Origin of the sequence: Actinomadura sp. KC06 (assembly GCF_004348735.1) — a bacterium.
GTDB lineage: Bacteria > Actinomycetota > Actinomycetes > Streptosporangiales > Streptosporangiaceae > Spirillospora.
This window is the reverse complement of sequence record NZ_SMKT01000001.1, coordinates 137,973-159,796: the sequence shown is the minus strand read 5'-3', so window position 1 is coordinate 159,796 and position 21,824 is coordinate 137,973. Positions and strand designations below refer to the sequence as shown.

The following is a 21,824-nucleotide window of genomic DNA, read 5'->3' as shown; positions in this document are numbered from 1 at the left end:
GATCTGGTGGTTCACGTGGTGTCCGGGTGGGGTGCATGGGCGAAGAGGCGGCGGGACGGGTCATCGGGCGGGTGCTGGGGACGCAGTCGGCCACGCCGCTGTCGTTCTGGGTCGGGCTCGAACCGGGGACGGTCGTCCAGCTGGACGAGGTCGTCGCGGCGACCCGGGAGGTGCCCGGACGCGGCGAGGTGCTCATCGCCGGGGTCGTCACGAACGTCGAGGCCAGGCACGAGGGCGCCGCATACGACTCGGACGTGTTCCTGATCGTGCAGGGCGTCCTCCCTGCGGCGGTCGTGGAGTCGGCCGAAGTGACGGTGACGCGGGTCGAGCCCGAGGTATACGTGCCGCCGCTGCCCGGCGCGGTCGCGCGCAGGGCGGGCGAGCAGGAGCGGGAACGGGCGCTGTACTTCGACGTGATGGAGCGGCGGGTGCCGGTCGGGCTGGGCCGGGACGGCGAGCCGATCCACGTGAACCTGGAGTTCCTCGACGGGACGCGCGGCGCCCACGTGTCGATCTCCGGGATCTCCGGCGTGGCGACCAAGACGTCCTTCGCGACCTTCCTGCTGTACTCGATCTTCAACTCGGGCGCGCTGGGCGCCGAGGCGCACAACACCAAGGCGCTGATCTTCTCGGTGAAGGGCGAGGACCTGCTGTTCCTCGACCACGCCAACAAGCGCCTGGACGACACCGCGCGGGCCGCGTACCGGAAGCTGGGCCTGCAGCCGGGGCCGTTCCGCAGCGTGCACGTGTTCGCGCCGCCGCGTCCGGGCGACCCCAACGGGACCCCGCACGTCTCGGCGCGCACCCAGGACGTCAGCCCGTTCTACTGGACGCTCGCGGAGTTCTGCCGGCAGGAGCTGCTCCGGTTCGTCTTCGCCGACGCCGAGGACGAGCGGGCCCAGTACACGATGCTGATCGGGCAGGTCGCGGCCCGGCTGGCGAGGCTCGCGGAGCCCGTCGGCGGCGCCGTCAAGCTGCGGAGCTCCGACGACGCGGAGCCCGAGGTCTGCCGCACCTACGACGACCTGGTCCGGTTCATCGAGGAGACGCTGACGGACGAGGGCACGCGGCACGGGTGGGGCGCCGGGCTCATGGGCCTCGGGACGGTGAACGCGTTCCTGCGGCGGCTGCGGTCGTCGGTCCGGGCGCTGTCGCCGATCGTCCGGGGCGACCTGTCGTCCGACGCGTCGATCGACACGGGCGCGCAGGTCACCGTCGTCGACCTGCACAACCTGCCCGACCGCGCGCAGCGGTTCGTCGTCGGGGTGGTGCTGCGCGGCGAGTTCGCGCGCAAGGAGAGCACGGGCAGCGCCCGGCCGCTGCTGTTCGTGGTGCTGGACGAGCTGAACAAGTACGCGCCCCGCGAGGGCGGCTCCCCGATCAAGGAGATCCTGCTGGACGTGGCGGAGCGCGGCCGGTCGCTCGGCGTGATCCTCATCGGCGCGCAGCAGACGGCGTCGGAGGTGGAGCGCCGGATCGTGGCGAACTGCGCGGTCCGGGTCGCGGGGCGCCTGGACGCGGCGGAGGCGGCGCGCGGCGAGTACGGCTGGCTGCCCCCGGCGGCGCGGGCGCGGGCCACGATCGCCAAGCCCGGGACGATGTTCGTCGGGCAGCCGGAGATCCCCGTGCCGCTCGCCGTCGACTTCCCGTTCCCCGCGTGGGCGACCCGTCCGGCCGAGGCCGAGGCGCGCGAGCCGTCGCGATCGGCGGCGCGGCCGGGTCCGGCGCGCGATCCGTTCGCGGGGCTCGGCGACGCCGGCGACGACGACGAAGTTCCCCCCTTCTGAGGCACCTGGAGCGGACATGAAGTTCCTGCACACCGCCGACTGGCACGTGGGCAAGGTGCTCCGGGGCCGGTCGCGGTTCGACGAGCACGTGAAGGTGCTGGACGAGCTGGTCGGCGTCGCCCAGGAGGAGGACGTCGACGCGGTCATCGTCGCCGGGGACGTGTTCGACGGCGCCGTCCCGACGCCGCCGTCGCAGGCGCTGGTGATGAGGACGCTGATGGCGCTCCAGGAGGGCGGCCGGGAGGTGGTCGTCCTCGCCGGGAACCATGACGACCCCCGGCTGCTGGACGACGTGTACCGGCCGGTGCTGCGGCAGCTCGGCATCCGCGTGATCGGGCGGTTCCGGCGGCCGGACGCGGGCGGACTGCTGTCCTGGACGGCGAGGACCGGCGAGCCGGTCAGGCTGGCGGCGATGCCGTTCCTGTCGCAGCGGTACGTCGTCCGGGCGCTGGAGGCGCTCACCGGCACGCCCGACCAGCACAATCGCGACTACGCGCACCGGTTCGCCCAGCTCGCGGAGGCGCTCACGGAGGGCTTCAGGGCCGACACCGTCAACCTGATCGCGGCGCACGGCACGTTGCCCGGCGGGAGGCTCGGCGGCGGCGAGCGCGAGGCGCAGACGATCTTCTCGTACTACTTCGAGCCGGCGGCGTTCCCGCCGTCCGCGCACTACGCCGCGCTCGGCCACCTGCACCGGCGGCAGCGGATGCCCGGCCCGTGCCCCATCTGGTACAGCGGGTCGCCGATCGCCGTCGACTTCGGGGAGGAGCTGAACACGCCGGGCGCGCTGGTGGTGGAGGCCGCGCCGGGACGTCCCGCCGACGTCCGCGAGGTGACGCTGAGCAGCGCCCGCGTGCTGCGCACGGTCACCGGCACGCTCGGCGAGCTGGAGGCGATGGCGGACGGGCTCGGGGACGCCTGGCTGCGCGTCGTCGTCGCGGAGAAGCCGCGCGCCGGGCTCGCCGACGACGTCCGGGAGGTGCTCCCGAACGCGCTGACCGTGGACGTCGACGAGGCGTTCCGGCCCACGGCCGCGCGCCGCCGCGCAACCGTCACGGGCGCCGACGCCCCGACGCCGCGGGAGCTGTTCCGCGCCTACCTCGACCACAAGGGCCACGAGGACGGACGGGTCGTGGCGCTGTTCGACCGGCTGTACGACGAGCTCGACGACCGGGAGGGCTGATGCGTCCGCTGTGCGTCCACATGGAGGACTTCTGCAGCTACCGCGAGCCGACGTCCGTCAGCCTGCACGACGTCGACTACTTCGTCCTGGTCGGGCCCACGGGCGCGGGGAAGAGCACGGTCATCGACGCGATCTGCTTCGCCCTGTACGGGTCGGTGCCCCGGTGGGGGAAGGAGAACGTGATCCGCCTGGCGCTGGCGCCGTCCGCCAACTCCGGCCGGGTGGCGCTGGTGTTCGAGGCGGCGGGACGCCGGTACGGGGTCGTCCGGGCGCTGGCCCGCACCAAGCAGTCGGTGACGACGAAAGAGGCGCGGCTGGACGAGCTGGACCCGTCCGTCGACCCGGCGGACGGCATCGAGGAGATGCTGGCCGCGCAGGTCCGGACGATCGCCGACGGCGACCGGGTGACCGATGCCGTCGAACGCGTCACCGGCCTGGAGTTCCGCTATTTCACGCAGTGCGTCGTCCTTCCGCAGGGCCGTTTCGCCGACTTCCTGCAGGCCGAGCCGAGGAAGCGGCAGGACCTCCTCGTCCAGCTCCTCGACGCCGGGACGTTCGAGGTCATCATGCGGCGGGCGGGGGAGGAGGCCAAGGCCGCCGAGGCGCGGGCGCAGGCGGCCGAGGCCCAGCTGGCGAAGCACAGCGGCGCGGACGAGGCCGCCGAGACGGAGGCGAGGCAGCGGGTCGAGCGTCTGAAGATCCTCGATGACCAGGTCCGTTCGGCGCTGGACGAGCTGCGGCGCACGGACGAGGAGATCCGCGACCGGAACGCCGAGGCCGCCGACGCGGCACGCTCGCTCGACGCGCTGACCGCCCTCGCCATGCCCGCTGACGTCCCGACCCTGGCGGACGACCTCAAGGCCGCGACCGGCGAGGCGGAACGGCTCGCACGCGAAGCGGCCCGGTACGAGGAGGCTGAGTCCGCGGCGCGCGATCGGCTCGCCGGGCTCGGCGACAAGGCCGTCCTGGACCTGGCGGCGAGGGCGCACCGCGACCACGCCCGGCTCACCGCCGAGATCGAGACCGTCCGCGCCGAGGCGGAGGAGGCGCGCAGGGCCGCCGCCGACGCGGAAGCGGACGTCACCGTCGCCAAAGCGAACCTCGAACAGGCGCAGGACGAGCTGCAGCGCACGCGCGACGCCCACACCGCCGCCGATCTCGTCCAGCGGCTGGCCGTCGGCGAACCGTGCCCGGTGTGCCTGCGCGAGGTCACCGAACCCCCGGAGCGGCACGCCCCGCCGGCGCTCGGCGCGGCCGACCGCAACGTGAAGGCCCGCACCCGCGACCTCGAGACCGCGCAGAACGAGCACCGGAGGCTCGAACGCGAAACGGACCGGCGCGACGAGAAGCTGGACGGGCTGCGGCGCCAGCTCGACGCGCAGGCCGAGCACATCCGCACGCACCCGGACGCGGACGACGTCCAGCGCCGCCTAGCCGAGATCGGCAACGCCGAGGAGGAGGCCGGACGGGCACGGCGGGAGCTGCGCACCGCCCGCGACGACCTCGCCAAGGCCGAGCGGCGCCTCGCCGGGCTGACCGGCGAGGCGGGCAGAGCGCAGCGGGAGCTGGACGAGGCCCGCGACACCGTCGTCGCGTTCGGCGCCCCGGCGGTCGACCGGGCCGACCCGCACGCCGCCTGGACGGCCCTGCTCGGCTGGCGCGACCAGGAGGCGGCGCGGCGCGGCGAAGCGGCCGAGGCCCTGGCGAGCGAGCTGGCCGGCCTGCGGGACCGGCGGGACGAGCGGCGCCGCGCGCTCACCGCCGAGCTGGACGCGCACGAGATCGCCGTGCCCGCGTCCATCGACGCGGAGACCGTCCGCGAGGCCGTCCTGAACGCCCGGAACCGGGCGGACAACCGGCTGGCGGACGTGCGCCGCGACCGGCGGCGCGCCGAAGAGCTGGCGGACGAGGCCCGCGGGCACCGGCAGGACGCCGCCGTGGCGCAGGAACTCGCCCGGCACCTGCGCGCCAACAACTTCGAGAACTGGCTGTGCGGCGAGGCTCTGGCGCTGCTGGTCGAGACCGCGTCCGCGACGCTGCGGGAGCTGTCGGGCGGGCAGTTCGAGTTCGTCCTCGACGACAGGAACGCGATCGAGGTGACCGACCACACCGAGGCCGGGCTGCGGCGCAGCGTCCGGACGCTGTCCGGCGGCGAGACGTTCCAGGCGTCCCTCGCGCTCGCGCTGGCCCTCTCGGACCAGATCGCCCGCCTCGGCGGCGGCGCGGCCCGCAGCCTGGACTCGATCTTCCTGGACGAGGGCTTCGGCACCCTCGACCCGGCGACGCTCGACACGGTCGCGACGACGCTGGAACGGCTGACGTCGGGGGGTGACCGTATGGTCGGCATCGTGACGCACGTTCCGGCGCTCGCCGAGCGCGTTCCCGTCCGGTTCGACGTGTCACGCGACCACACCGGCTCGCATCTGGAGAAGAAGCTCACGTGACCACGGCACCGCCGGCCGGGACGGCCGCCGCCATCACCGTCGACCCCTGGGACCCGGGGTATGCGACCTCGCTGACCGCGGAGGCGATCGGCGAGCTGGACGCCACGTCCGTCCGGCTCGACCTGGACGTGGAGCTGCCGTCCGGGCGGTGGCGCCCGATCGCCCCGGCCGCCGAGGGCCTCCCGCCCGCCGGGCTGATCGTCGCCGACGGGGTCCGCCGCGTCGAGGCCCGCGTCTGGGTGAGCGGGCCGGACGGCGACATGCCCGCGCCCGGCATCGCCGCGTCCTGCGCCGCCGGGCTGGTGCGCTGCACGCCGGACGGCCCGGCCGAGCTGGCGGAGGTGGACGTGCGCCGCTCGCTGTTCACGCCGTCCCCGCACGCCGCCGACCTGGTCACGTGGGCGGGCACGTACGCCGCGGTGCGGGCCGGGGGCGGGACCGCCGAGCAGCTGTCCCTGGCGTTGCAGCGGCAGCTGTCCGACATCGAGGTCGGCCTCGCCACCCGCTACCGGACGGCGTCCGGCCACGACGACGACCTGCTCATCGTGGACGGACCGCTCCGAGGCCGCGCCCACCTGCCGCGCACCATCGGCTACGTGAAGACGCACCACGCCGCCTACCTGACCGGGGCGGAGACGGCCGTCCTCACGGCGCTGCGGCCGGGCCAGCGCACGCCCGTGTTCCTGATGACGACGGGCTGGGCGCGGCATTCGTGGTATCTGCGGCTGCCGACGCCGTCCACCGCGCCGTGGGCGGGCATCGCGCGCTGCGAGGCCGCGCCCGACCTGTCCCGCGACGCGGTCGTGGACCTCGCCGACCACAGCGCGGCGATCATCCCCGCGCTGGCCGGGGTCGACTACAAGGACCCGCGCGCGCCGCAGAACCTCGTCCCGATCGGCGGCCTGGAGAAGCTCCTTCGCCACCGGCTCGGCGACGCCGGGCTCCTCTACCGGGCCCTCCGCACCGCCACCGGCCGCCACTCCTAGCGGGCCGGCCTCCACGTGGGTTCGATGCCGCCGTCGTCCGCCGTCGGTGACGTGCGGCGCAGCGCGGACTCGGCGCCGCCCCCGCCCGCCAGGCGGACGGCGATCTCGTCCTCGATGTCCTTGGGGGCGCTTCCGGAGTAGCCGTTGAAAACGCTGGAGAAGACAAGCGGGCGGCCGTCCGGGCCCTGGACGTAGCCGGACAGGGCCGTGACGCCGGTCAGCGTGCCCGTCTTCGCGTGGACGTTCCCCTCCGCGGGGGTACCCCTCATCCGTTTTGAGAGCGTCCCGCCGACCAGGCGATCGGGCTTCCCGGCGACGGGCAGCGAGGCGTGCCAGGCGGGGAACCACGCCTGTTCCCGCGCGTTTCGCAGCAGGGTGCTGAGCTGCATGGCGGTCGTCCGGTTCGACCGGGCGAGGCCCGAGCCGTCCGTCATCGTGATCTGCGACGTGTCGACGCCGAGCCGCCCGGCGTAGGCGGTGACCGCGGGCAGCCCGGCGGCCCAGGTGCCCTTGCCGCGCACCTTCCGGCCGATCGCCTTGACGAGGGTCTCGGCCATGACGTTGTTGCTCAGCTTCATGAACGGCTTGGCGAGCTGGGAGAGCGGCATGGACGTGCGCGTGGCGATCGTCTTGGCGCCCGCGGGCGTCCGGCCCCGCTCGGTCCTGCCCGCCACGCGGACGCCGTGCGCCTTCAACGCCCGGCGGAACACGTCCGCCGCGTAGAGCGTGGGGCCCGCCACCGTCCGCAGGACGCCGGCCCTCGGCGCACCCGCCGGATGCCTGCCCGTGATCTTGATCGTGTTGGAGCCGTTGCGCCGCGTCACCGCGAGGGTCGACGCCGAACCGGCCGCCCCGGTCACGGCCCGGTTGTCGATCTTCACCACCCCGGTCGCCGGACGCAGGCCGACCCTGACCGGCCTGCCCGGACGGGTCGCGGCCACGGTGACCTCGATCGAGCCCGCGTCGAAGTCGGCGTTGGGGGAGACGGTGAGCGCGGACGTCTGCCCTGCGTAGGCGTACTGCAGGTCGGCAGGTTCCCAGCCGTCCGGGACGCGGTCGGCGTCGAACCAGGTGTCGTCCGCGACGAGATCGCCCTTGACCTCCCTGACGCCCTTCCCGGCGACGGACGCGGCGAGCCGGTCGTAGTCGGCCGCCCGCATGGTGGTGTCGCCGGTTCCCTTGAGGTAAAGGTTGCCGCTCTTGGCGCTGACCGTCGTCCGGAACCTGTATTCGGCTCCCAGGATGCCGAACGCGGCGGCGGACGTCGTCAGCTTGTTGTTCGACGCCGGCATGGCCTTCTCGCCGCCGTTCCGGTCGTACAGCACCCTCCCGGACCGCGCTTCCCGGACGACCACGCCGACCTTCGCGCCCTTGAGCCGCGGATCCTTGAGAATGGCGTCGAGGTCGCTTTTCAGGTCCCCGGCGAGGCTCTCACCAGGGGCGGCGCCGGCGGGGAGAGCGGTGGCGCCTCCGACGATCACGCTTCCGGCGAGCACCACGGTCACCCCGAGACTACGGATGATCATGTCGCCGCAGTCTAGGCGTCCCTCTTCTACTCCGCGTGGTGAGCGCGCAGACTTGGCAGAAGGAGGGCAGGCACATGGACGAAGGAGAGAGGATTCAGCGACCGCACGTCCTGTTCGGCTTCGACGGGACGGCGGACAACGACGCCGCGCTGCGCTGGGCCGTCGACGAGACGGGGCGGCGCGGACTCGACCTGGTGATGTGCCACTGCTGGCACTGGCCCTACGCGAGCGGCCACGTCGACCGGGACGCCGAGGCGATCAGGAAGCGGGCGGGGGAGAACCTGCTGGAGCAGGGCGTCCGCCGGGCGCGGGAGCTCGGCGCGCCGGGAGCGGTGCACGGGCGGCTGATGCGCGGACCGGCGGCGGAGGCGCTGCTGGACGCGTCCGGCACGGCCGAGATGATCGTGATCGGCGCGCGCGAGCGGCCCGACGACAGGGCGACGGCGCTGGAGGTCCCCGCGCGGGCGGACCGGCCGGTCATCGTCGTCCCGGACGGCGGCGGCGACCGGCGCGAGCTGGTCGTGGCGGGCGTCGACGGGACGGAGCGCAGCGAGGCCGCACTCGGGTTCGCCTTCGAGGAGGCGGCCCTGCGCGACTGGGACCTGCACGTCGTCTACGGCTGCTGGGAGCCCGGCGCGGTGATCGACTCCGAGCTGGCGCTGTTCAACGACCGGGAGCTGCTGGAGAAGACGCGCGCCGCCGAGCTGGAGGAGGCCGTCGCGCCGTGGCGGGAGCGCCATCCGGCGATCGGCATGCGGGTGTCGCTGCTGCTGGAGCGTCCGTGCGAGGCGCTGCGGGACGCGGTCGAGGACGCCGGGCTCCTGGTTCTCGGCGACCGCGGGACCGGCTCGGACCCGCTCGGCGCGACCAGTACCCGCATGCTCGGCCACGCACGGTGCCCCGTCGCGATCGTCCCCGGCCGCTGGGCCGCCCGGTGACGGCCGGGCGGTGACAGCCGCTCGCAGGCTCCGGGCCTAGAGCTTGCGGAGGACGCCGCCGTACTCGGTGAGGTCGCGTCCGAGCTTCGACGCGCCCGCGTACGGCCGCAGCTCGGCGGGGACGGGCGCGAGCGGCGGCTGCTCCGGGTCGGGACGCCACTGGACGATGTCGACCAGGCCCGGCTCGACGGCCTTCAGCCCGTCCGGGATGAGCGCGGCGGTCTCCGCGCGGTCGCGGGTCCGCCAGCGCAGCCCGGCGCCGTTCGAGCGGGCGTCGATGTCGGCGGCTCGCTCGGGGTCGGAGCAGACGATCTGCGTGAACGCCAGGTGGCTGCCGGGGACGGCGCGGTCGATGACGGTGCGCAGGATGCGGCGCGGGTCGTCCTCGTCGAGCAGGTGGTGGCCGACGGACAGGAACAGCACGGCGAGCGGCTCGTCGAAGTCGATGAGGCGCCGCACGTCCGGGTGGCGGAGCAGCTCCTCCTGGTCGCGCATGTCGGCGGTGATCACGGCGGTGGAGCGGTCGGCGGCCAGCAGCGCGCGGGCGTGCACGAGCACGATCGGGTCGATGTCGACGTAGACGACGCGGGCGTCGGGCGCGAACTTGCGCGCCACCTCGTGCACGTTCTCGTCGGTCGGCAGCCCGCACCCCATGTCGAGGAACTGCCGGATGCCGGCCTCCTCCGCCAGGTACCGGACGGCCCGGTACAGGAACTGCCGGTTCTGCCGGGCGAGGTCGATGAACTCGGGGAACTCCGGCAGGTTCTGCAGCATGAACTGCCGGTCGGCCTGGTAGTTGTCCTTGCCCCCGAGGGCCCAGGCGTAGATGCGGGCGGCCGTGGGCACGTCGTGGTGGATCTCGGCGGGGATGACCTCGTCTGCGGCCACGGCGTACTCCTGAGACGTCCGAAAAGCGAATTGTCCAGCATCTCAGAATAGCGGGCCCTGCCTCGTTCCATTGGGAAACGGGCAAGAAACGATCATGGTTTTCCGACGAGCGCGGCGGTCGCGTCCAGGGCCGGGTCGGCGGGCAGGCCCGGGTCGAGGATCAGCTGCAGCATCAGGCCGTCCAGCAGCGCGGTGACGAGCATGGCGGTGCCCTCGCGGCGCTCCAGGGGCCAGTCCGGGCACAGCTCCGCCAGGCGCGCGGCGACCCGGCCGCGGACGGCCCGCGCCCAGTCCCGCCGCTCGGCGCTCATCCGCGGATCGCGCAGCGCCCTGACCAGCAGCTCAGCCGCCAGCCGCAGCTTCCGTTCCCCGGCGATCATGTCCGGGACGAGATCGCGCAGCGCCTGCACCGCGGCCGGCGTGTCCGGCGCGGCGAGCAGCGCGTCCACCACCGGATCGATGATCATCTCGCCGGCCCGCTGCGCCACCGCGACGTGCAGCCCCGGCAGCCCGTTGAAGTAGTGGTGCAGGAGGCCCGGCCTGATCCGCGCGCGATCGGCGACGGCCCGGGCCGTGATCGCGGGCCAGCCGCCCTCGGCGAGCAGATCGAGGCCGATCCGCACGAGCTGGTCGCGGCGCGCCCGCCCGCGAGGAGTCGCCGGGCGGCGCGCGCCGGGCGGGTCCTCGTCGGTCATGCCGCCCAAGCTATCCCAACGGTTGCACCGTGCAAAGATCGTCGGCGGTGAGTCGGCCGGCCGCCGTCGCGGGCGGCGCACGCCGCGACCTGTGCGCGACCTGGACGGAAGCCCGCTCGCCTGAACGGGCTCCCGCGCCCGTTACGACGCGCGGTCGCGTTCGGCGGCGAGCTGCAGCGCCACGTCGATGATCATGTCCTCCTGGCCGCCGACGTAGCCGGCCTCGCCGACCTTCTGCAGGATCTCGTGCGCCGGGACGCCGTAGCGCTCGGCCGCCCGCTCGGCGTGCAGCAGGAAGCTGGAGTACACGCCCGCGTAGCCCTGCGTGATCGCGCCCCGGTCGGCGAACGGCAGCCGGTGCAGGAACGGCTTCACCACCTCGTCGGCGGCGGCCATCACGCCCTGCACGTCCACGCCCGTCGGGACGCCGAGCCGCTCGAACGTCGGGACGAGCACCTCGGTCGGCGAGTTGCCCGCGCCCGCGCCCAGCGCGCACAGCGCCCCGTCGATCTGCAGCGCGCCGTTCTGCTGCGCCAGGACGGAGTTCGCCACACCCAGCGACAGGTTCTGGTGCCCGTGGAAACCGACCTGCGCCTCGTCCCCGATCTCCTTCACCAGCGCGCTGATCCGCTCCTGCGCGTCGCCGAGGACGAGCGCCCCGGCGGAGTCGACGACGTAGACGCACTGCGCGCCGCCGTCCACCATGATCCGCGCCTGCTTCGCCAGCTCCTCAGGCCCGACCCGGTGCGACAGCATCAGGAAACCGACCGTCTCCATCCCGAGGTCGCGGGCCGCGGCGAAATGCTGCAGCGACACGTCCGCCTCGGTGCAGTGCGTCGCGATCCGCGCGACGGACGCGCCCGCGTCATGCGCCAGCTTCAGGTCCTCGACCGTGCCGAGCCCCGGCAGCAGCAGGACGGCGATCTTCGCGCGGGTCGCCTCGTCCACGGCGGCGGCGACGAGCTTGACGTCGTCCTCCAGCGAGAAGCCGTAATTGAACGACGAGCCGCCGAGGCCGTCGCCGTGCGTGACCTCGATGACCTCGACCCCGGCGCCGTCCAGCGCGTGCACGACCCCGCGGACCTGCTCCTCGGTGAAGCGATGCGCCATCGCGTGGCTGCCGTCCCGCAGCGTCGAGTCGGTGATGCGGATCTTCTGCGTGTCGCTCATGCTGTGGCCTTCCTGCGCGCGAGCTGCTCGCCGACGCGGGCGGCGGCCGCGGTCATGATGTCGAGGTTCCCGGCCCACTCCGGCAGGTAGTCGCCGTTGCCGCGCACCTCGAGGAACACGGCGACGCGCGCCATCCCGTTCCAGATGTCGCGGGGCTCGTCGAACTGCGGTTCCGCGCGGAGCGAGTAGCCGGGGACGTAGGTCTGCACCTCGGCGACCATCTTCTCGATCGACGCGGCGACGGCCTTGGTGTCGGCGTCCGGCGGGATCGCGCAGAACACCGTGTCCCGCATGATCATCGGCGGGACGACCGGGTTCAGGATGATGATCGCCTTGCCGCGTCCGGCGCCGCCGACCTTCTCGATCGCGCGGGCCGTCGTCTGCGTGAACTCGTCGATGTTCGCGCGCGTGCCCGGCCCCGCGGAGCGGGACGCGATCGACGCGACGATCTCCGCGTACGGCACCGGCACCACCGACGACACGGCGTGCACGATCGGGATCGTCGCCTGCCCGCCGCACGTGATCATGTTGAGGTTGAGGGCGTCCGACAGCGTGTCCAGGTTCACCGGCGGGCACACGAGCGGCCCCGTCGCGGCGGGCGTCAGGTCGATCGCGGTGACCCCCGCCTCCGCGTAGCGCGGCGCGTTCGCCAGATGCGCCTTCGCGGACGTCGCCTCGAACACGATGTCCGGGAGCGTCGGCTGGGACAGCAGCCAGTCCACCCCTTCGGCCGACGCCGGGACGCCGAGCTTGCGGGCGCGTTCCAGGCCGTCCGACTCCGGGACGACCCCGACCATCGAATGGACGTCGATCAGCTCGCTGCGCATCAGCTTGACCAGCAGGTCGGTGCCGATGTTGCCGGGCCCGACGATCGCCGCGGTCAGTCTGCTCACGATGCCTCCTCCTTTCCGAACTCTCCGAATCTGGCGGTCACGCTGCCTATCCCGGCGAACTCCGCGGTGAGCGTCTCGCCGGGCGCGACCGGCACCGCCGCCGTGATCGAGCCGGGCAGCACCACGTGCCCCGCCTCCAGGGTCACGCCGCGCTCGCCGAGGACGTTCGCCAGCCACACCAGCGCGTTGATCGGCGACCCGAGCACCGCGCCGCCCGCCCCGGTGTCGACCAGGTCGCCGTCGCGGCGGAGCAGGCAGCCCATCAGCGACAGGTCCAGGCCGTCCAGCCGGACGGGACGGGTGCCGAGCACCACCCCGCCGCTGGAGGCGTTGTCGGCGATCGTGTCCGGCAGCGTGATCTTCCAGTCGGCGATGCGGGAGTCGATGACCTCCAGCGCGGGCAGCACGTACTCCACGGCGGCGACCGCGTCCGCGGCCGTCGCGCCGGGACCGGACAGCGGGCGGCCCAGCACGAACGCGATCTCCGGCTCGATCCGCGGCTGCAGGAACCGGCCGGTGTCGATCGGGGCGCTGTCCTGGAAGAACATCGTGTGCAGCAGGACGCCGAAGTCCGGCTGGTCCACGCCCATCTGGCGCTGCATCGCGGCCGACGTCAGCCCGACCTTGTGGCCCTTGATCCGCGCGCCCGCCCGCGTCCACGCCTCGACCTGCGCGAGCTGGACCGCGTAGGCGTCGGCCACCGTCATGTCCGGATGGCCCGCCGTCAGCGGCGCGATGGGGGTGCGGGTCGCGTACGCGTCGAGCAGCGCGGCCGCGGCCTTCTCCACGGAACCCGGGTCCATGGACCGTCCTTTCGTCGTCGCGCGTCGTCTGGGTGCACGGCGAGCCTTTCCCACCTGGGGCGATACGGGCAACGCACGCGTCCCGCGTGGTGGGACACTTCTTGTATGGAGGCTCCATGACGTCCGGCGACGACTCGTTCCTGCGCCGCGCCGTCGCCGTGCTGGCCGCGTTCCGCCCGGACGACGACGGCCTCGGCGCCGCCGAGCTCGCCCGCCGCAGCGGCCTGCCGAAGTCGACCGCGCACCGGATCGCGCTCGACCTGGTGGAGGCGGGCCTGCTGGAGCGGCAGGGCACGCGGGTGCGGCTCGGCCTGAAGCTGTTCGAGATCGGGCAGCGGGTGCCGCGCCAGCGGGTGCTGCGGGACGCCGCCGTCCCGTACATGTCGGACCTGCGGGAGGCGACGCGGCAGACCGTCCACCTGGCGGTGCTGGAGGGCGGCGAGGTCGTCTACGTGGAGATCCTCGGCTCGGCGGGCGGGCCGCGGCTGCCGTCCCAGGTCGGCGGGCGGCTGCCCGCGCACGTGACGGGGGTCGGGAAGGCGATCCTGGCGTTCTCCCCGCCGGACGTGGTCAAGGGCGTCCTGGAGGCGGATCTCGTCAAGACGAGCGAGCGGAGCGTCACCGCGCCGGGCCTGCTCGCGAAGGAGCTGGAGAGGATCCGGCGGGAGGGCGTCGCCTACGACCGGGAGGAGTCGGGGAAGGGGATCGTGTGCGCGGCGAGCCCCGTCCTCGGCCCGGACGGCCTGGCGCTCGGCGCGCTGTCGGTGTCGGGCTGGTCGGCCAAGATGCGGCTGGCCGTGGTCGCCCCGGCCGTCCACACGGCGGCGCTCACGCTGTCGCGCACGCTGGGCGGGGAGCCCTAGCCGTCCTTGTCCGGGAGGTGGCGGGCGAGGAGTTGTGCGAGGTGCTCGCCGTCGCGGTCGGAGAGCTCGCGGAGCTGGGTGCGGCAGCTGAACCCGTCGGCCAGGACGACGTCGTTTTCCCCTGTTTTCCTAACGGCCGGGAGCAATTGCTGTTCGGCGACCGCTACCGACACGTCGTGGTGGCCCTTCTCGACGCCGAAGTTTCCGGCGAGCCCGCAGCAGTTTCCGAGCCGGTCGACGTGGGCGCCCGCTTTCTTGAGCAGGGCGGCGTCCTTCGTCCAGCCCATGACGGCGTGGTGATGGCAGTGCGGCTGGGCGATCCCTTCGACGCCCGACAGGTCGGGTGGCGTCCAGTCGGGCGTCTCGGCGAGGAGTTCGGCGAGGGTGCGGGTCGCGGCGGCCACCTCGCGGGCGGCGGCCGCGTCCACCCCGCTGAGCAGCTCCTCCGCGTCGGAGCGCAGCACGCCGGTGCAGGACGGCTCCATCCCGACGACCTTCGCGCCGCGCCGCACGTGCGGGAGCAGCGCCCGGACGGTGCGCCTGGCCTGCGCGCGCGCCCCGTCCAGCTGGCCGGTCGAGATCCAGGTGATCCCGCAGCACACCGGTCGCTCGGTGACGGACACGCGGTAACCGGCGTGTTCCAGGACCTTCACGGTCGCCTTGCCGACGTCGGGGGAGAAGGCGTCGGTGAAGCTGTCGACGAACAGGACGACGTCGCCGTTGCGCCCCTCGGCGCTGCCGTGGGACGCGAACCAGCGGCGGAACGTCACCGGCGCGAACGCGGGCAGCGTGCGGCGGCGGTCGATGTCCGCACCCCACGCGACCAGGGGTTTCAGCGCCCGCGCCCGCATCGCCGCATTCATGATCTTGATCGCGGCCGGGGTCCTGGCGGCGAGGCGCGTCCAGCGGGGGAGCCAGCCCAGCGCGTAGTGGGAGCGCGGCCGGATCTTCCGCCGGTACCGCCGGTGCAGCGCCTCCGCCTTGTAGGACGCCATGTCGATCCCGGTCGGGCAGTCGGACGCGCACCCCTTGCACGACAGGCACAGGTCGAGCACGTCGTGCAGGGCCTCGGACTTCCAGCCGTCCGGGCCGAGTTTCCCGTTGACGACCTCCTGCAGCACCCGCGCCCGTCCGCGCGTGGAGTCCTTCTCCTCCTTCGTCGCCAGATAGGACGGGCACATGACGCCGCCCGCGCCGGTGTTGTCGGCGCGGCATTTGCCCACTCCCGTACAGCGGTGCACGGCCCGGGAGAGATCGCCGCGATCGTCCCGGAAGGCGAGGCCCAGACCGCGTTTCAGCGGGACGGCCTGCGCCGGACGCAGATCGGCGTCCACCGCCGCCGGACGGACGATGATCCCAGGATTCAGCAGGTCGTCCGGATCGAAGACGTCTTTGACGGCCGAGCACAACGCCAATGCCTCCGCCGAATACATGTGCGGGAGCAATTCGCTTCGGGCGCGTCCGTCGCCGTGCTCGCCCGACATGGTGCCGCCGTGCCGTGCCGCGAGCGTCGCGGCCTCGTTCAGGAAACTCCGGAAAACACGCGTCCCCTCTTCGGCGTCGCGGCCGAAGGGGAAGTCGATGCGGACGTGGATGCACCCGTCCCCGAAATGCCCGTAGGGAACGCCGAACAGGTCGTACCCGTCCAGCAGCGCCTCGAGTTCGCGCAGGTATTCGCCGAGCCGTTCCGGCGGGACGGCCGAGTCCTCCCAGCCGGCGTGCGCCTGCTCGCCGCCGGGCGTCCGCGCCACGAGCCCGGACCCGTCCTCCCGGATCCGCCACAGCGCGTCGCCGAGCGCCATGTCCTCGACGAACATCGAGTCGACGCAGCCCGACTCCTTCACGACCCGCCGGGCGGTGGCGCGCAGGGCCCCGATCTCCGCCCCGGCGAGCTCCACGAGCATCCACCCGGACCCGCGCGGCAGCGGCGGCACCGCGTCCGGCCCGCGCCGCTCCCGCACCACCCCGGTGATCCGCGAGTCGAGGCCCTCGCACGCCACGGGCCCGAACGGCAGGATCGCCGGGACGGCGTCGGCCGCCTCCGCCATCGACCCGTACCCGAGGACGACCAGCAGCCGGCACGCGGGCTCCCGCACCATCCGGATCCGCGCCGCCGTCGTCAGCGCCAGCGTCCCCTCGCTCCCGACCAGGGCCCGCGCGACGTCGAACCCGTTCTCGGGCAGCAGGTGTTCGAGCGAGTAGCCGGACACCTGCCGTCCGAACCGCCCGAACTCCGTCCGGATCACCGCGAGCCGCTCACCCACGAGCCCGCGAAGCCGCTCAAGGCTCGCGCTCTCGCTCCCGGCACCCGGCATGTCACCGAGCCGCAGCCGTTCGCCCGACCCAGCTACGACGTCGAGCCCGAGCACGTTGTCGCTGGTCCGCCCGTAGCCGAGCGCCCGCGACCCGCACGCGTTGTTGCCGATCATCCCGCCGAGCGTCGCCCGCGTCCGCGTCGACGGATCGGGCCCGAACCGCAGCCCGTGCACCGCCGCCACCCGATGCAGCCGCGCCTGGACGATCCCCGGCTCGACCAGCGCCGTCCCCGCCTCCGGGTCGATCTCCAGGACGCGGTTCAGGTGCCTGCTGACGTCCACGACCACGCCCGGCCCGACCGCGTTGCCCGCGATGGACGTCCCGCCGCCCCGCATCGTCAGCGGCACGCCCGCGTCCCGGCACACGCCGAGCACCGCCGGCAGCTCGCCCGCCTCCCGCGGCGTCACCACCACCCGCGGCGGGACGCGGTACAGCGAGGCGTCCGAGGAGTACATCGACCGGGCGAGCGGGGAGTCGTCCACCCCGCCGACCGCGGCCCTTCGCAGCGCTGCCGCCAGCTCGCCGCGCTCGGTGCTGTTCTCGGGACGATCGGTCACGGTTCCAACGGTAGGTCACCCTGCGGGGTAGAGGCCCCGCACCTGCGCGTTCAGCCGGGCGAGTCCGAGCAGCGCGTCGGTCGACGGCGTCGGGACCCCGACCTCGCGGGCCAGCTCGGTCACCGACGTCACCAGCGCGTCCAGCTCGACGGCCCGGCCGGCGTCGGCGTCCTGGAGCATCGACGTCCGGACGGCGCCGAGCCCGCGGCTGATCGCGTGCCGGTCCTCGGGGTCGCTGTAGATCGGGAGCCCGATCCGCGCCCCGACCTCCGCCGCCTCCCGCATGCACGCGGTCGCGAACGCGCGCACGAGCGGGTCGTCCAGCATCCGGTCCATGGTCGCGCCGGTCAGCAGCGACAGCGGGTTCAAGGTCATGTTGCCCCACAGCTTGAACCACACACTGAGCTGGATCCGCTCGGCGACCTCCACGTCGAACCCGGCCCGCCGCAGTGGCGCGGCGATGGACTCGCCCCGCTCGGACCAGCCCCCGCCCGGCTCGCCGAGGATGACCCGCTCACCCGCCGTATGCCGGACGACGCCCGGCTCGGGGCACGAGGCCGCCAGATGCAGGACGGTCCCGACGACCTGCCGCGGCGGCAGCATGACCGACACCACCCCGTGGGGGTCGGTCGAGTTCAGCCGGATGTCCTGGTCGAGGCCGTGGAAGAACCACCAGGGGACGCCGTTCATGGCGGGCACGATCACGCTCCAGGCCCCGACGAGCTTCGCGATCGCACCGGCGGCGGCCGGCAGCGCGGGCGCCTTGACCGCGACGACCACCACGTCCTGCGGGCCCAGCTCGGCGGGGTCCTCCACGACGTCCACCGGTATGGGGTCGGACCGTCCGGCCTCGTCCACCAGCACGAGCCCGCCCCGCTTCCGGACGGCCCGCGACGTCGCCCCGCGCGCCACCGCCACCACGTCGACGCCGGCACGAGCGAGCCGGGCCGCGACCAGCCCGCCGATCGCACCCAGCCCGAACACGCAGACCTTCATGGGACGCCCTCCTCAGCTCGACGGCGCCGGGGGGCTGCCCGGCCGCCGCCGATCACCCGCCCGACCTCGGTCAGGAATTGGTGCGGGGACTGCACTGCCAGGACCCGTAGCGGGTCCCGTCCTTCTTCCGCACGATGCAGACGCGGATTCCCTGGTCCTCGCCGAACGAGTAATCGCAGTGACTTTCGGGGCTGCCGATGCTGGTCGTGTCGTAGCAGCCGGTCCGGAAGTCCCGCCAGTCCCAGATGTCGCCGATGTTGATCTTCGTCCAGCGCTGGAGCTTGGCGTGCACGGAGTAGCCGTCCGCGTCTCTTCCGCCTGACATGCCACTCTCTTCCGGAGCCTCCCGTTTCATGATCGCCAGCATCCAGGGCGAGCCCCACCCCGTCAACGCCCTGTTTCCAGGGGTTTCGAGACCCGTCGGTTGACCTCAAGCGACCCGTTCCCGATCGAGATCCTCTGGGAGCACCTTGAGGTGGCTCCTCGCGTGTGACCTTCACCAGTGCGCTTGAGGTCGATGGAAAATATTGCGGTATTATTTTCCCTGTGACGCAGCACGCCGACGCCGACACGAGACGGGGCCAGGTCGCGGCCGCGCTGGTCAGTGTGGTCGCCGAACGGGGGCTCGCGCGGACCACGCTCGCCGACGTGGCGCGGACGGCCGGTGTGTCCGTGGGGCTCGTCCAGCGCTACTTCCGCTCAAAGGACGAACTGCTCAGGTTCGGGATCGAGTACGTCTACCGGCGTGCCGAGGAGCGCACCGCGGCCGTCCCGGTCCAGCCGCCGATCCGCGAGTTCGTCGTGCGGCTGATGGAGACGTTCCTGCCGCTGACGGACGAGCGGCGCGCCGAGCTGCGGGTCTGGTTGAGCTTCGTGCAGGCGTCGCTCACCGACGCCGGCATGGCCGCGATCCACCGGGACGCCACGACGCGGCTCCTGCGGGGCGTCGAGGAGGCGCTGTGGGGCGCGCAGCGGGCCGGGGAACTGGCCGCGGGCGTCGACGTCGAGGAGGAGGCGGCGGCGCTGGTCGCGTTCGTGGACGGCCTGTGCCTGCACCACGCCGCGACGGGGGAGGGGTTCGACGCGTCCCGGATCGCGACCGCCCTGCGCGCCTACGTCGACCGGCTGTTCGGCCGATGAGCGCGACGCTGGCACTGGCGCTGACCGGGCTCGGGCTGCTGGACAGCACCAGCTTCGGCACCCTGCTGATCCCCATCTGGCTGCTGCTCACCCCGGGCCGTGTCCGCACCGGACGGATCGCGGTCTACCTGGCCACGGTCGCGGCGTTCTACTTCTGCGTCGGCGTCCTGCTGGTGCTGGGGGCCGATGCGGCGCTGGACGCGGTCCGGGAGGCCTTCGACGGCGTTCCCCCGACGCATCTGCGGCTCGCGCAGCTCGTTCTCGGTCTCCTCGTCATCGCCTGGAGCTACCGGCTGGAGGCACGCGCCCGCGGCAGGGCGGGCGAGCCGGGCCGGTTGCAGCGCTGGCGGACGGCGGCCATGACGGGCGCCTCCCCGGACGGCGACGGCGGCGCCGGCGGACGGGGCGTGCGCGGGCTGATGAGTCTCGCGCTGGCGGCGACGGCGCTGGAGGTCGTCACGATGGTGCCGTATCTCGCGGCCATCGGGCTCATCGCGAACGCCGATCTGAGCTGGCAGGTCACCGGCGGGGCGCTGGCCGGGTACTGCGTCGTGATGATCCTCCCGGCCGTTCTGCTCGGCGCCGTCCGGATCGCCGCGCACGACCGGGCGGAGCCGGTGCTGCGGCGGATCAACGACTGGTTCACCCGCAACACCGCCAAGGCCCTCGGTTGGACGGTCGGCGGGATCGGCATCGGGTTGGTCCTCAACGCCGTGGTCGAACTCCTTGCCGGACCCGCCTGAACGTCCGGCTAGGCCCGCTCCTCCACCGGCGGTGCCTGGGACGCCTCCGGGAGGAGGGTCTCGCGGGACACCTGTCCGGCGGCGGCGAGGGCGCGGCCGACCGGGTAGGCGTGGGCACTTGCCGGGAGGACACCGCTGTGGCCGCTGAGCATCACGTCGACTCCGCCGACGGTGCCGTCCGGGACAGCGGGCCGGGGCAGACGCCGCAATGTCTGGCGGGCGACCGCCTCCGCGCTGTCGTAGAGGGCCGTGCCCGCGGGCAACCGCTGCAGGATCTCCGGCGCCACCAGGGGATAGTGCGTGCAGCCCAGGACCACGGCGTCGCAGTGGTGGGGGGTCCGTCCGGCCGCGTCGTCGATCGCTTCGGACGCGGCGGCCACGTCCCCGTGATCGATCGCCTCGGCCAGGCCGGGGCAGGCGACCTGCTCGACCGGCTTGCCGTTCGCGAATTCGGCGATCAGGCGGGCCTGGTAGCTGCTCGCCGTCGTCCGGACCGTCGCCCACACCGCGATGCTCCGGCCCGCCGCCGCGGCCGGTTTCACGGCGGGAACGGTCCCGATCACGGGGACCCCGGGCTCGAACTCCTCGCGCAGGACGTCGATCGCGGTGACCGTGGCGGTGTTGCAGGGCACCACGATCGCCTCCGCGTCCCGCTCGACCGCGGCACGGGCGGCGCCGAACAGCCGGTCGGTGATGAAGGACGTCGTCCGCGGCCCCCAGGGCGCCCCTTCGGGGTCCATGAGGAGGAGCAGATCGAGCCGCGGAGCGAGGTGCCGCAGCCAGCCGGCGGTGGAGAGGAGCCCGAGCCCCGAGTCGATCAATGCCACCTTCACGCCGGTCAAGCTATCAAGCCCGCGATGAGCCGGGACGAGGGCGTGTTGATCACGGGCGTGACATCGTCAGGGAGGTATCCCCCCGAATGTCACCTAGGAGTGACCATGTCTCCACGTCCTACGCCCCTGTTACTGGTGCACGGTTTCTGGTTCGGTTCCTGGTGCTGGAGCGAGGTCATCGCCCGGGTGGCCGCCGCCGGCCGCGTGGTGCAGGCGGTCGACCTGGCGGGTCATGGGCTGCGGGCCCGCCGGCCCGCGTGCCTCGTCAAGCGTCCGTTCGATCCCGATGAGCTGGCCACCGAGGTCTCGCCCGTGTCGGACGTCGACCTGGACGAGGCCGGAGACCTGCTGGTGTCGCAGCTCAGGCGGCTCGCCCAGGACGGGCCGGTGACGGCGGTGGCCCACAGCATGGGCGGGGCCGTCCTGACGCGGGCGGTGCAGCAGGTGCCGGAGCTGGTGGCGCAGGCGGTGTACCTGGCCGCCTTCATGCCCGGCTCCGGCGTCCCGTCCGACGTCTACGCCCGGTCGCCCGAGAACGCGGACAGCGTCGTCACGCAGGTCATGCGGGGCGATCCGGGGGTGATCGGCGCGCTGCGGCTCGATCTGGCCTCCGCCGACGACGGCTACCGGCGGCTGCTCCGGGCCGCGTTCTTCGACGACCTCGCCCCGGACGCGGCGGAGGCGGCCATCGGGCTGCTGACGCCCGACGGCCCGCTCGCCATGCAGCTCGATTCCACCCGCCTGACCCGCGACGGCTGGGGCTCGGTGCCGCGCACGTACATCGTCTGCGAGCAGGACCGGGCGCTCCGCCCGGCCGTCCAGCGGAGGCTCATCGCCGAGGCCGACGCGGCGTTCCCGGAGAACCCGACGTCCGTCGTGACGCTGGATTCCTCGCATTCGCCGTTCCTGTCGCTGCCCGGCCGGGTCGCGGAGATCCTCGCGAAGCCGCACTGACCCGTCCGGCGGGACAGAGAAGGGCCCGGCCGTAGCGCGGCCGGGGCCTTGACCAGCCATGCCCTGTCGTGCACACTCGCTTCAACAGGCGCACAACTGTGCGTCAGGC

At 73.4% G+C, this 21,824-nt stretch carries 19 protein-coding genes; 9 read left to right on the top strand and 10 right to left on the bottom strand.

Features of this window, described 5'->3' with window-relative positions:
- The first annotated feature begins 35 nt into the window (after window positions 1-35).
- From E1287_RS00725 to E1287_RS00710, 4 genes are read left to right on the top strand one after another with little or no spacing between them, the layout of a single operon-like run.
- Window positions 36-1,787 carry an ATP-binding protein gene (locus E1287_RS00725; protein ID WP_131962421.1) on the top strand — a complete coding sequence of 584 codons (1,752 nt, stop codon included), beginning with the start codon at window positions 36-38 and terminating at the stop codon, window positions 1,785-1,787.
- Between the two features lie 16 nt (window positions 1,788-1,803).
- Window positions 1,804-2,970, top strand: coding sequence for an exonuclease SbcCD subunit D C-terminal domain-containing protein (locus E1287_RS00720; protein WP_131962419.1), 1,167 nt, complete (start codon window positions 1,804-1,806; stop codon window positions 2,968-2,970).
- Window positions 2,970-5,414 (top strand): SMC family ATPase, encoded by a 2,445-nt coding sequence (locus tag E1287_RS00715; RefSeq protein ID WP_131962417.1) that lies wholly within the window; start codon window positions 2,970-2,972, stop codon window positions 5,412-5,414. Before E1287_RS00720 ends, E1287_RS00715 begins: the two co-directional genes overlap by 1 nt.
- Window positions 5,411-6,400 carry a hypothetical protein gene (locus E1287_RS00710; protein ID WP_131962415.1) on the top strand — a complete coding sequence of 330 codons (990 nt, stop codon included), beginning with the start codon at window positions 5,411-5,413 and terminating at the stop codon, window positions 6,398-6,400. Before E1287_RS00715 ends, E1287_RS00710 begins: the two co-directional genes overlap by 4 nt.
- Here E1287_RS00710 and dacB read toward each other — a convergent pair.
- Window positions 6,397-7,926, bottom strand: coding sequence for a D-alanyl-D-alanine carboxypeptidase/D-alanyl-D-alanine-endopeptidase (dacB, locus tag E1287_RS00705; protein ID WP_131962413.1), 1,530 nt, complete (start codon window positions 7,924-7,926; stop codon window positions 6,397-6,399). The two genes, E1287_RS00710 and dacB, sit on opposite strands and share 4 nt — an antisense overlap.
- Window positions 7,927-8,000: 74 nt before the next feature.
- Here dacB and E1287_RS00700 point away from each other — a divergent pair, with 74 nt between their 5' ends.
- Window positions 8,001-8,864, top strand: a complete 864-nt coding sequence (locus E1287_RS00700; RefSeq protein WP_131962411.1) for a universal stress protein — start codon at window positions 8,001-8,003, stop codon at window positions 8,862-8,864.
- 36 nt (window positions 8,865-8,900) lie between these two features.
- On the opposite strand, the gene E1287_RS00695 is transcribed toward E1287_RS00700, so the two are convergent.
- The 5 genes from E1287_RS00695 to E1287_RS00675 all read right to left on the bottom strand — a co-directional run bounded on the left by E1287_RS00695 (window position 8,901) and on the right by E1287_RS00675 (window position 13,313).
- Window positions 8,901-9,752, bottom strand: coding sequence for an SAM-dependent methyltransferase (locus tag E1287_RS00695; RefSeq protein ID WP_131962409.1), 852 nt, complete (start codon window positions 9,750-9,752; stop codon window positions 8,901-8,903).
- 92 nt (window positions 9,753-9,844) lie between these two features.
- On the bottom strand, window positions 9,845-10,447 hold the full coding sequence (locus tag E1287_RS00690) for a TetR family transcriptional regulator C-terminal domain-containing protein (RefSeq protein ID WP_207933940.1): 603 nt from the start codon (window positions 10,445-10,447) through the stop codon (window positions 9,845-9,847).
- 141 nt (window positions 10,448-10,588) lie between these two features.
- Window positions 10,589-11,617 (bottom strand): 4-hydroxy-2-oxovalerate aldolase, encoded by a 1,029-nt coding sequence (gene dmpG / locus E1287_RS00685; RefSeq protein WP_131962407.1) that lies wholly within the window; start codon window positions 11,615-11,617, stop codon window positions 10,589-10,591.
- Window positions 11,614-12,510 carry an acetaldehyde dehydrogenase (acetylating) gene (locus E1287_RS00680; RefSeq protein ID WP_131962405.1) on the bottom strand — a complete coding sequence of 299 codons (897 nt, stop codon included), beginning with the start codon at window positions 12,508-12,510 and terminating at the stop codon, window positions 11,614-11,616. Before E1287_RS00680 ends, dmpG begins: the two co-directional genes overlap by 4 nt.
- Window positions 12,507-13,313: a 2-keto-4-pentenoate hydratase gene (locus E1287_RS00675; RefSeq protein WP_131962403.1), complete on the bottom strand. Its 807-nt coding sequence runs from the start codon at window positions 13,311-13,313 to the stop codon at window positions 12,507-12,509. Before E1287_RS00675 ends, E1287_RS00680 begins: the two co-directional genes overlap by 4 nt.
- Window positions 13,314-13,429: 116 nt before the next feature.
- Between E1287_RS00675 and E1287_RS00670 the strand changes: the two genes are divergently transcribed.
- Window positions 13,430-14,176, top strand: a complete 747-nt coding sequence (locus tag E1287_RS00670; protein ID WP_131962401.1) for an IclR family transcriptional regulator — start codon at window positions 13,430-13,432, stop codon at window positions 14,174-14,176.
- On the opposite strand, the gene E1287_RS00665 is transcribed toward E1287_RS00670, so the two are convergent.
- The 3 genes from E1287_RS00665 to E1287_RS00655 form a co-directional block, all read right to left on the bottom strand.
- Entirely contained in the window at window positions 14,173-17,049 is a 2,877-nt protein-coding gene (locus E1287_RS00665) for an FAD-binding and (Fe-S)-binding domain-containing protein (RefSeq protein WP_243718437.1), read from the bottom strand. The two genes, E1287_RS00670 and E1287_RS00665, sit on opposite strands and share 4 nt — an antisense overlap.
- A 15-nt stretch (window positions 17,050-17,064) precedes the next feature.
- Window positions 17,065-18,045: a 2-dehydropantoate 2-reductase gene (locus E1287_RS00660; RefSeq protein ID WP_131962399.1), complete on the bottom strand. Its 981-nt coding sequence runs from the start codon at window positions 18,043-18,045 to the stop codon at window positions 17,065-17,067.
- 70 nt (window positions 18,046-18,115) lie between these two features.
- Window positions 18,116-18,370, bottom strand: a complete 255-nt coding sequence (locus tag E1287_RS00655; RefSeq protein WP_131962397.1) for a hypothetical protein — start codon at window positions 18,368-18,370, stop codon at window positions 18,116-18,118.
- A gap of 221 nt (window positions 18,371-18,591) precedes the next feature.
- On the opposite strand from E1287_RS00655, the gene E1287_RS00650 reads away from it, so the two are divergent.
- Window positions 18,592-19,185 carry a TetR/AcrR family transcriptional regulator gene (locus E1287_RS00650; RefSeq protein ID WP_131962395.1) on the top strand — a complete coding sequence of 198 codons (594 nt, stop codon included), beginning with the start codon at window positions 18,592-18,594 and terminating at the stop codon, window positions 19,183-19,185.
- A complete protein-coding gene (locus E1287_RS00645; protein ID WP_131962393.1) occupies window positions 19,182-19,928 on the top strand; it encodes a GAP family protein in 747 nt (248 codons plus the stop codon). The genes E1287_RS00650 and E1287_RS00645 overlap by 4 nt, the downstream gene beginning before the upstream one ends.
- Before the next feature lie 8 nt (window positions 19,929-19,936).
- Here the strand turns inward: E1287_RS00645 and E1287_RS00640 are convergent, their stop codons facing one another.
- Entirely contained in the window at window positions 19,937-20,761 is an 825-nt protein-coding gene (locus tag E1287_RS00640; protein WP_131962391.1) for an aspartate/glutamate racemase family protein, read from the bottom strand.
- A gap of 105 nt (window positions 20,762-20,866) precedes the next feature.
- Between E1287_RS00640 and E1287_RS00635 the strand changes: the two genes are divergently transcribed.
- The gene (locus tag E1287_RS00635) at window positions 20,867-21,715 is read left to right on the top strand and encodes an alpha/beta fold hydrolase (RefSeq protein ID WP_165968831.1); all 849 of its coding nucleotides are present in this window, start codon (window positions 20,867-20,869) and stop codon (window positions 21,713-21,715) included.
- Window positions 21,716-21,824 lie beyond the last annotated feature (109 nt).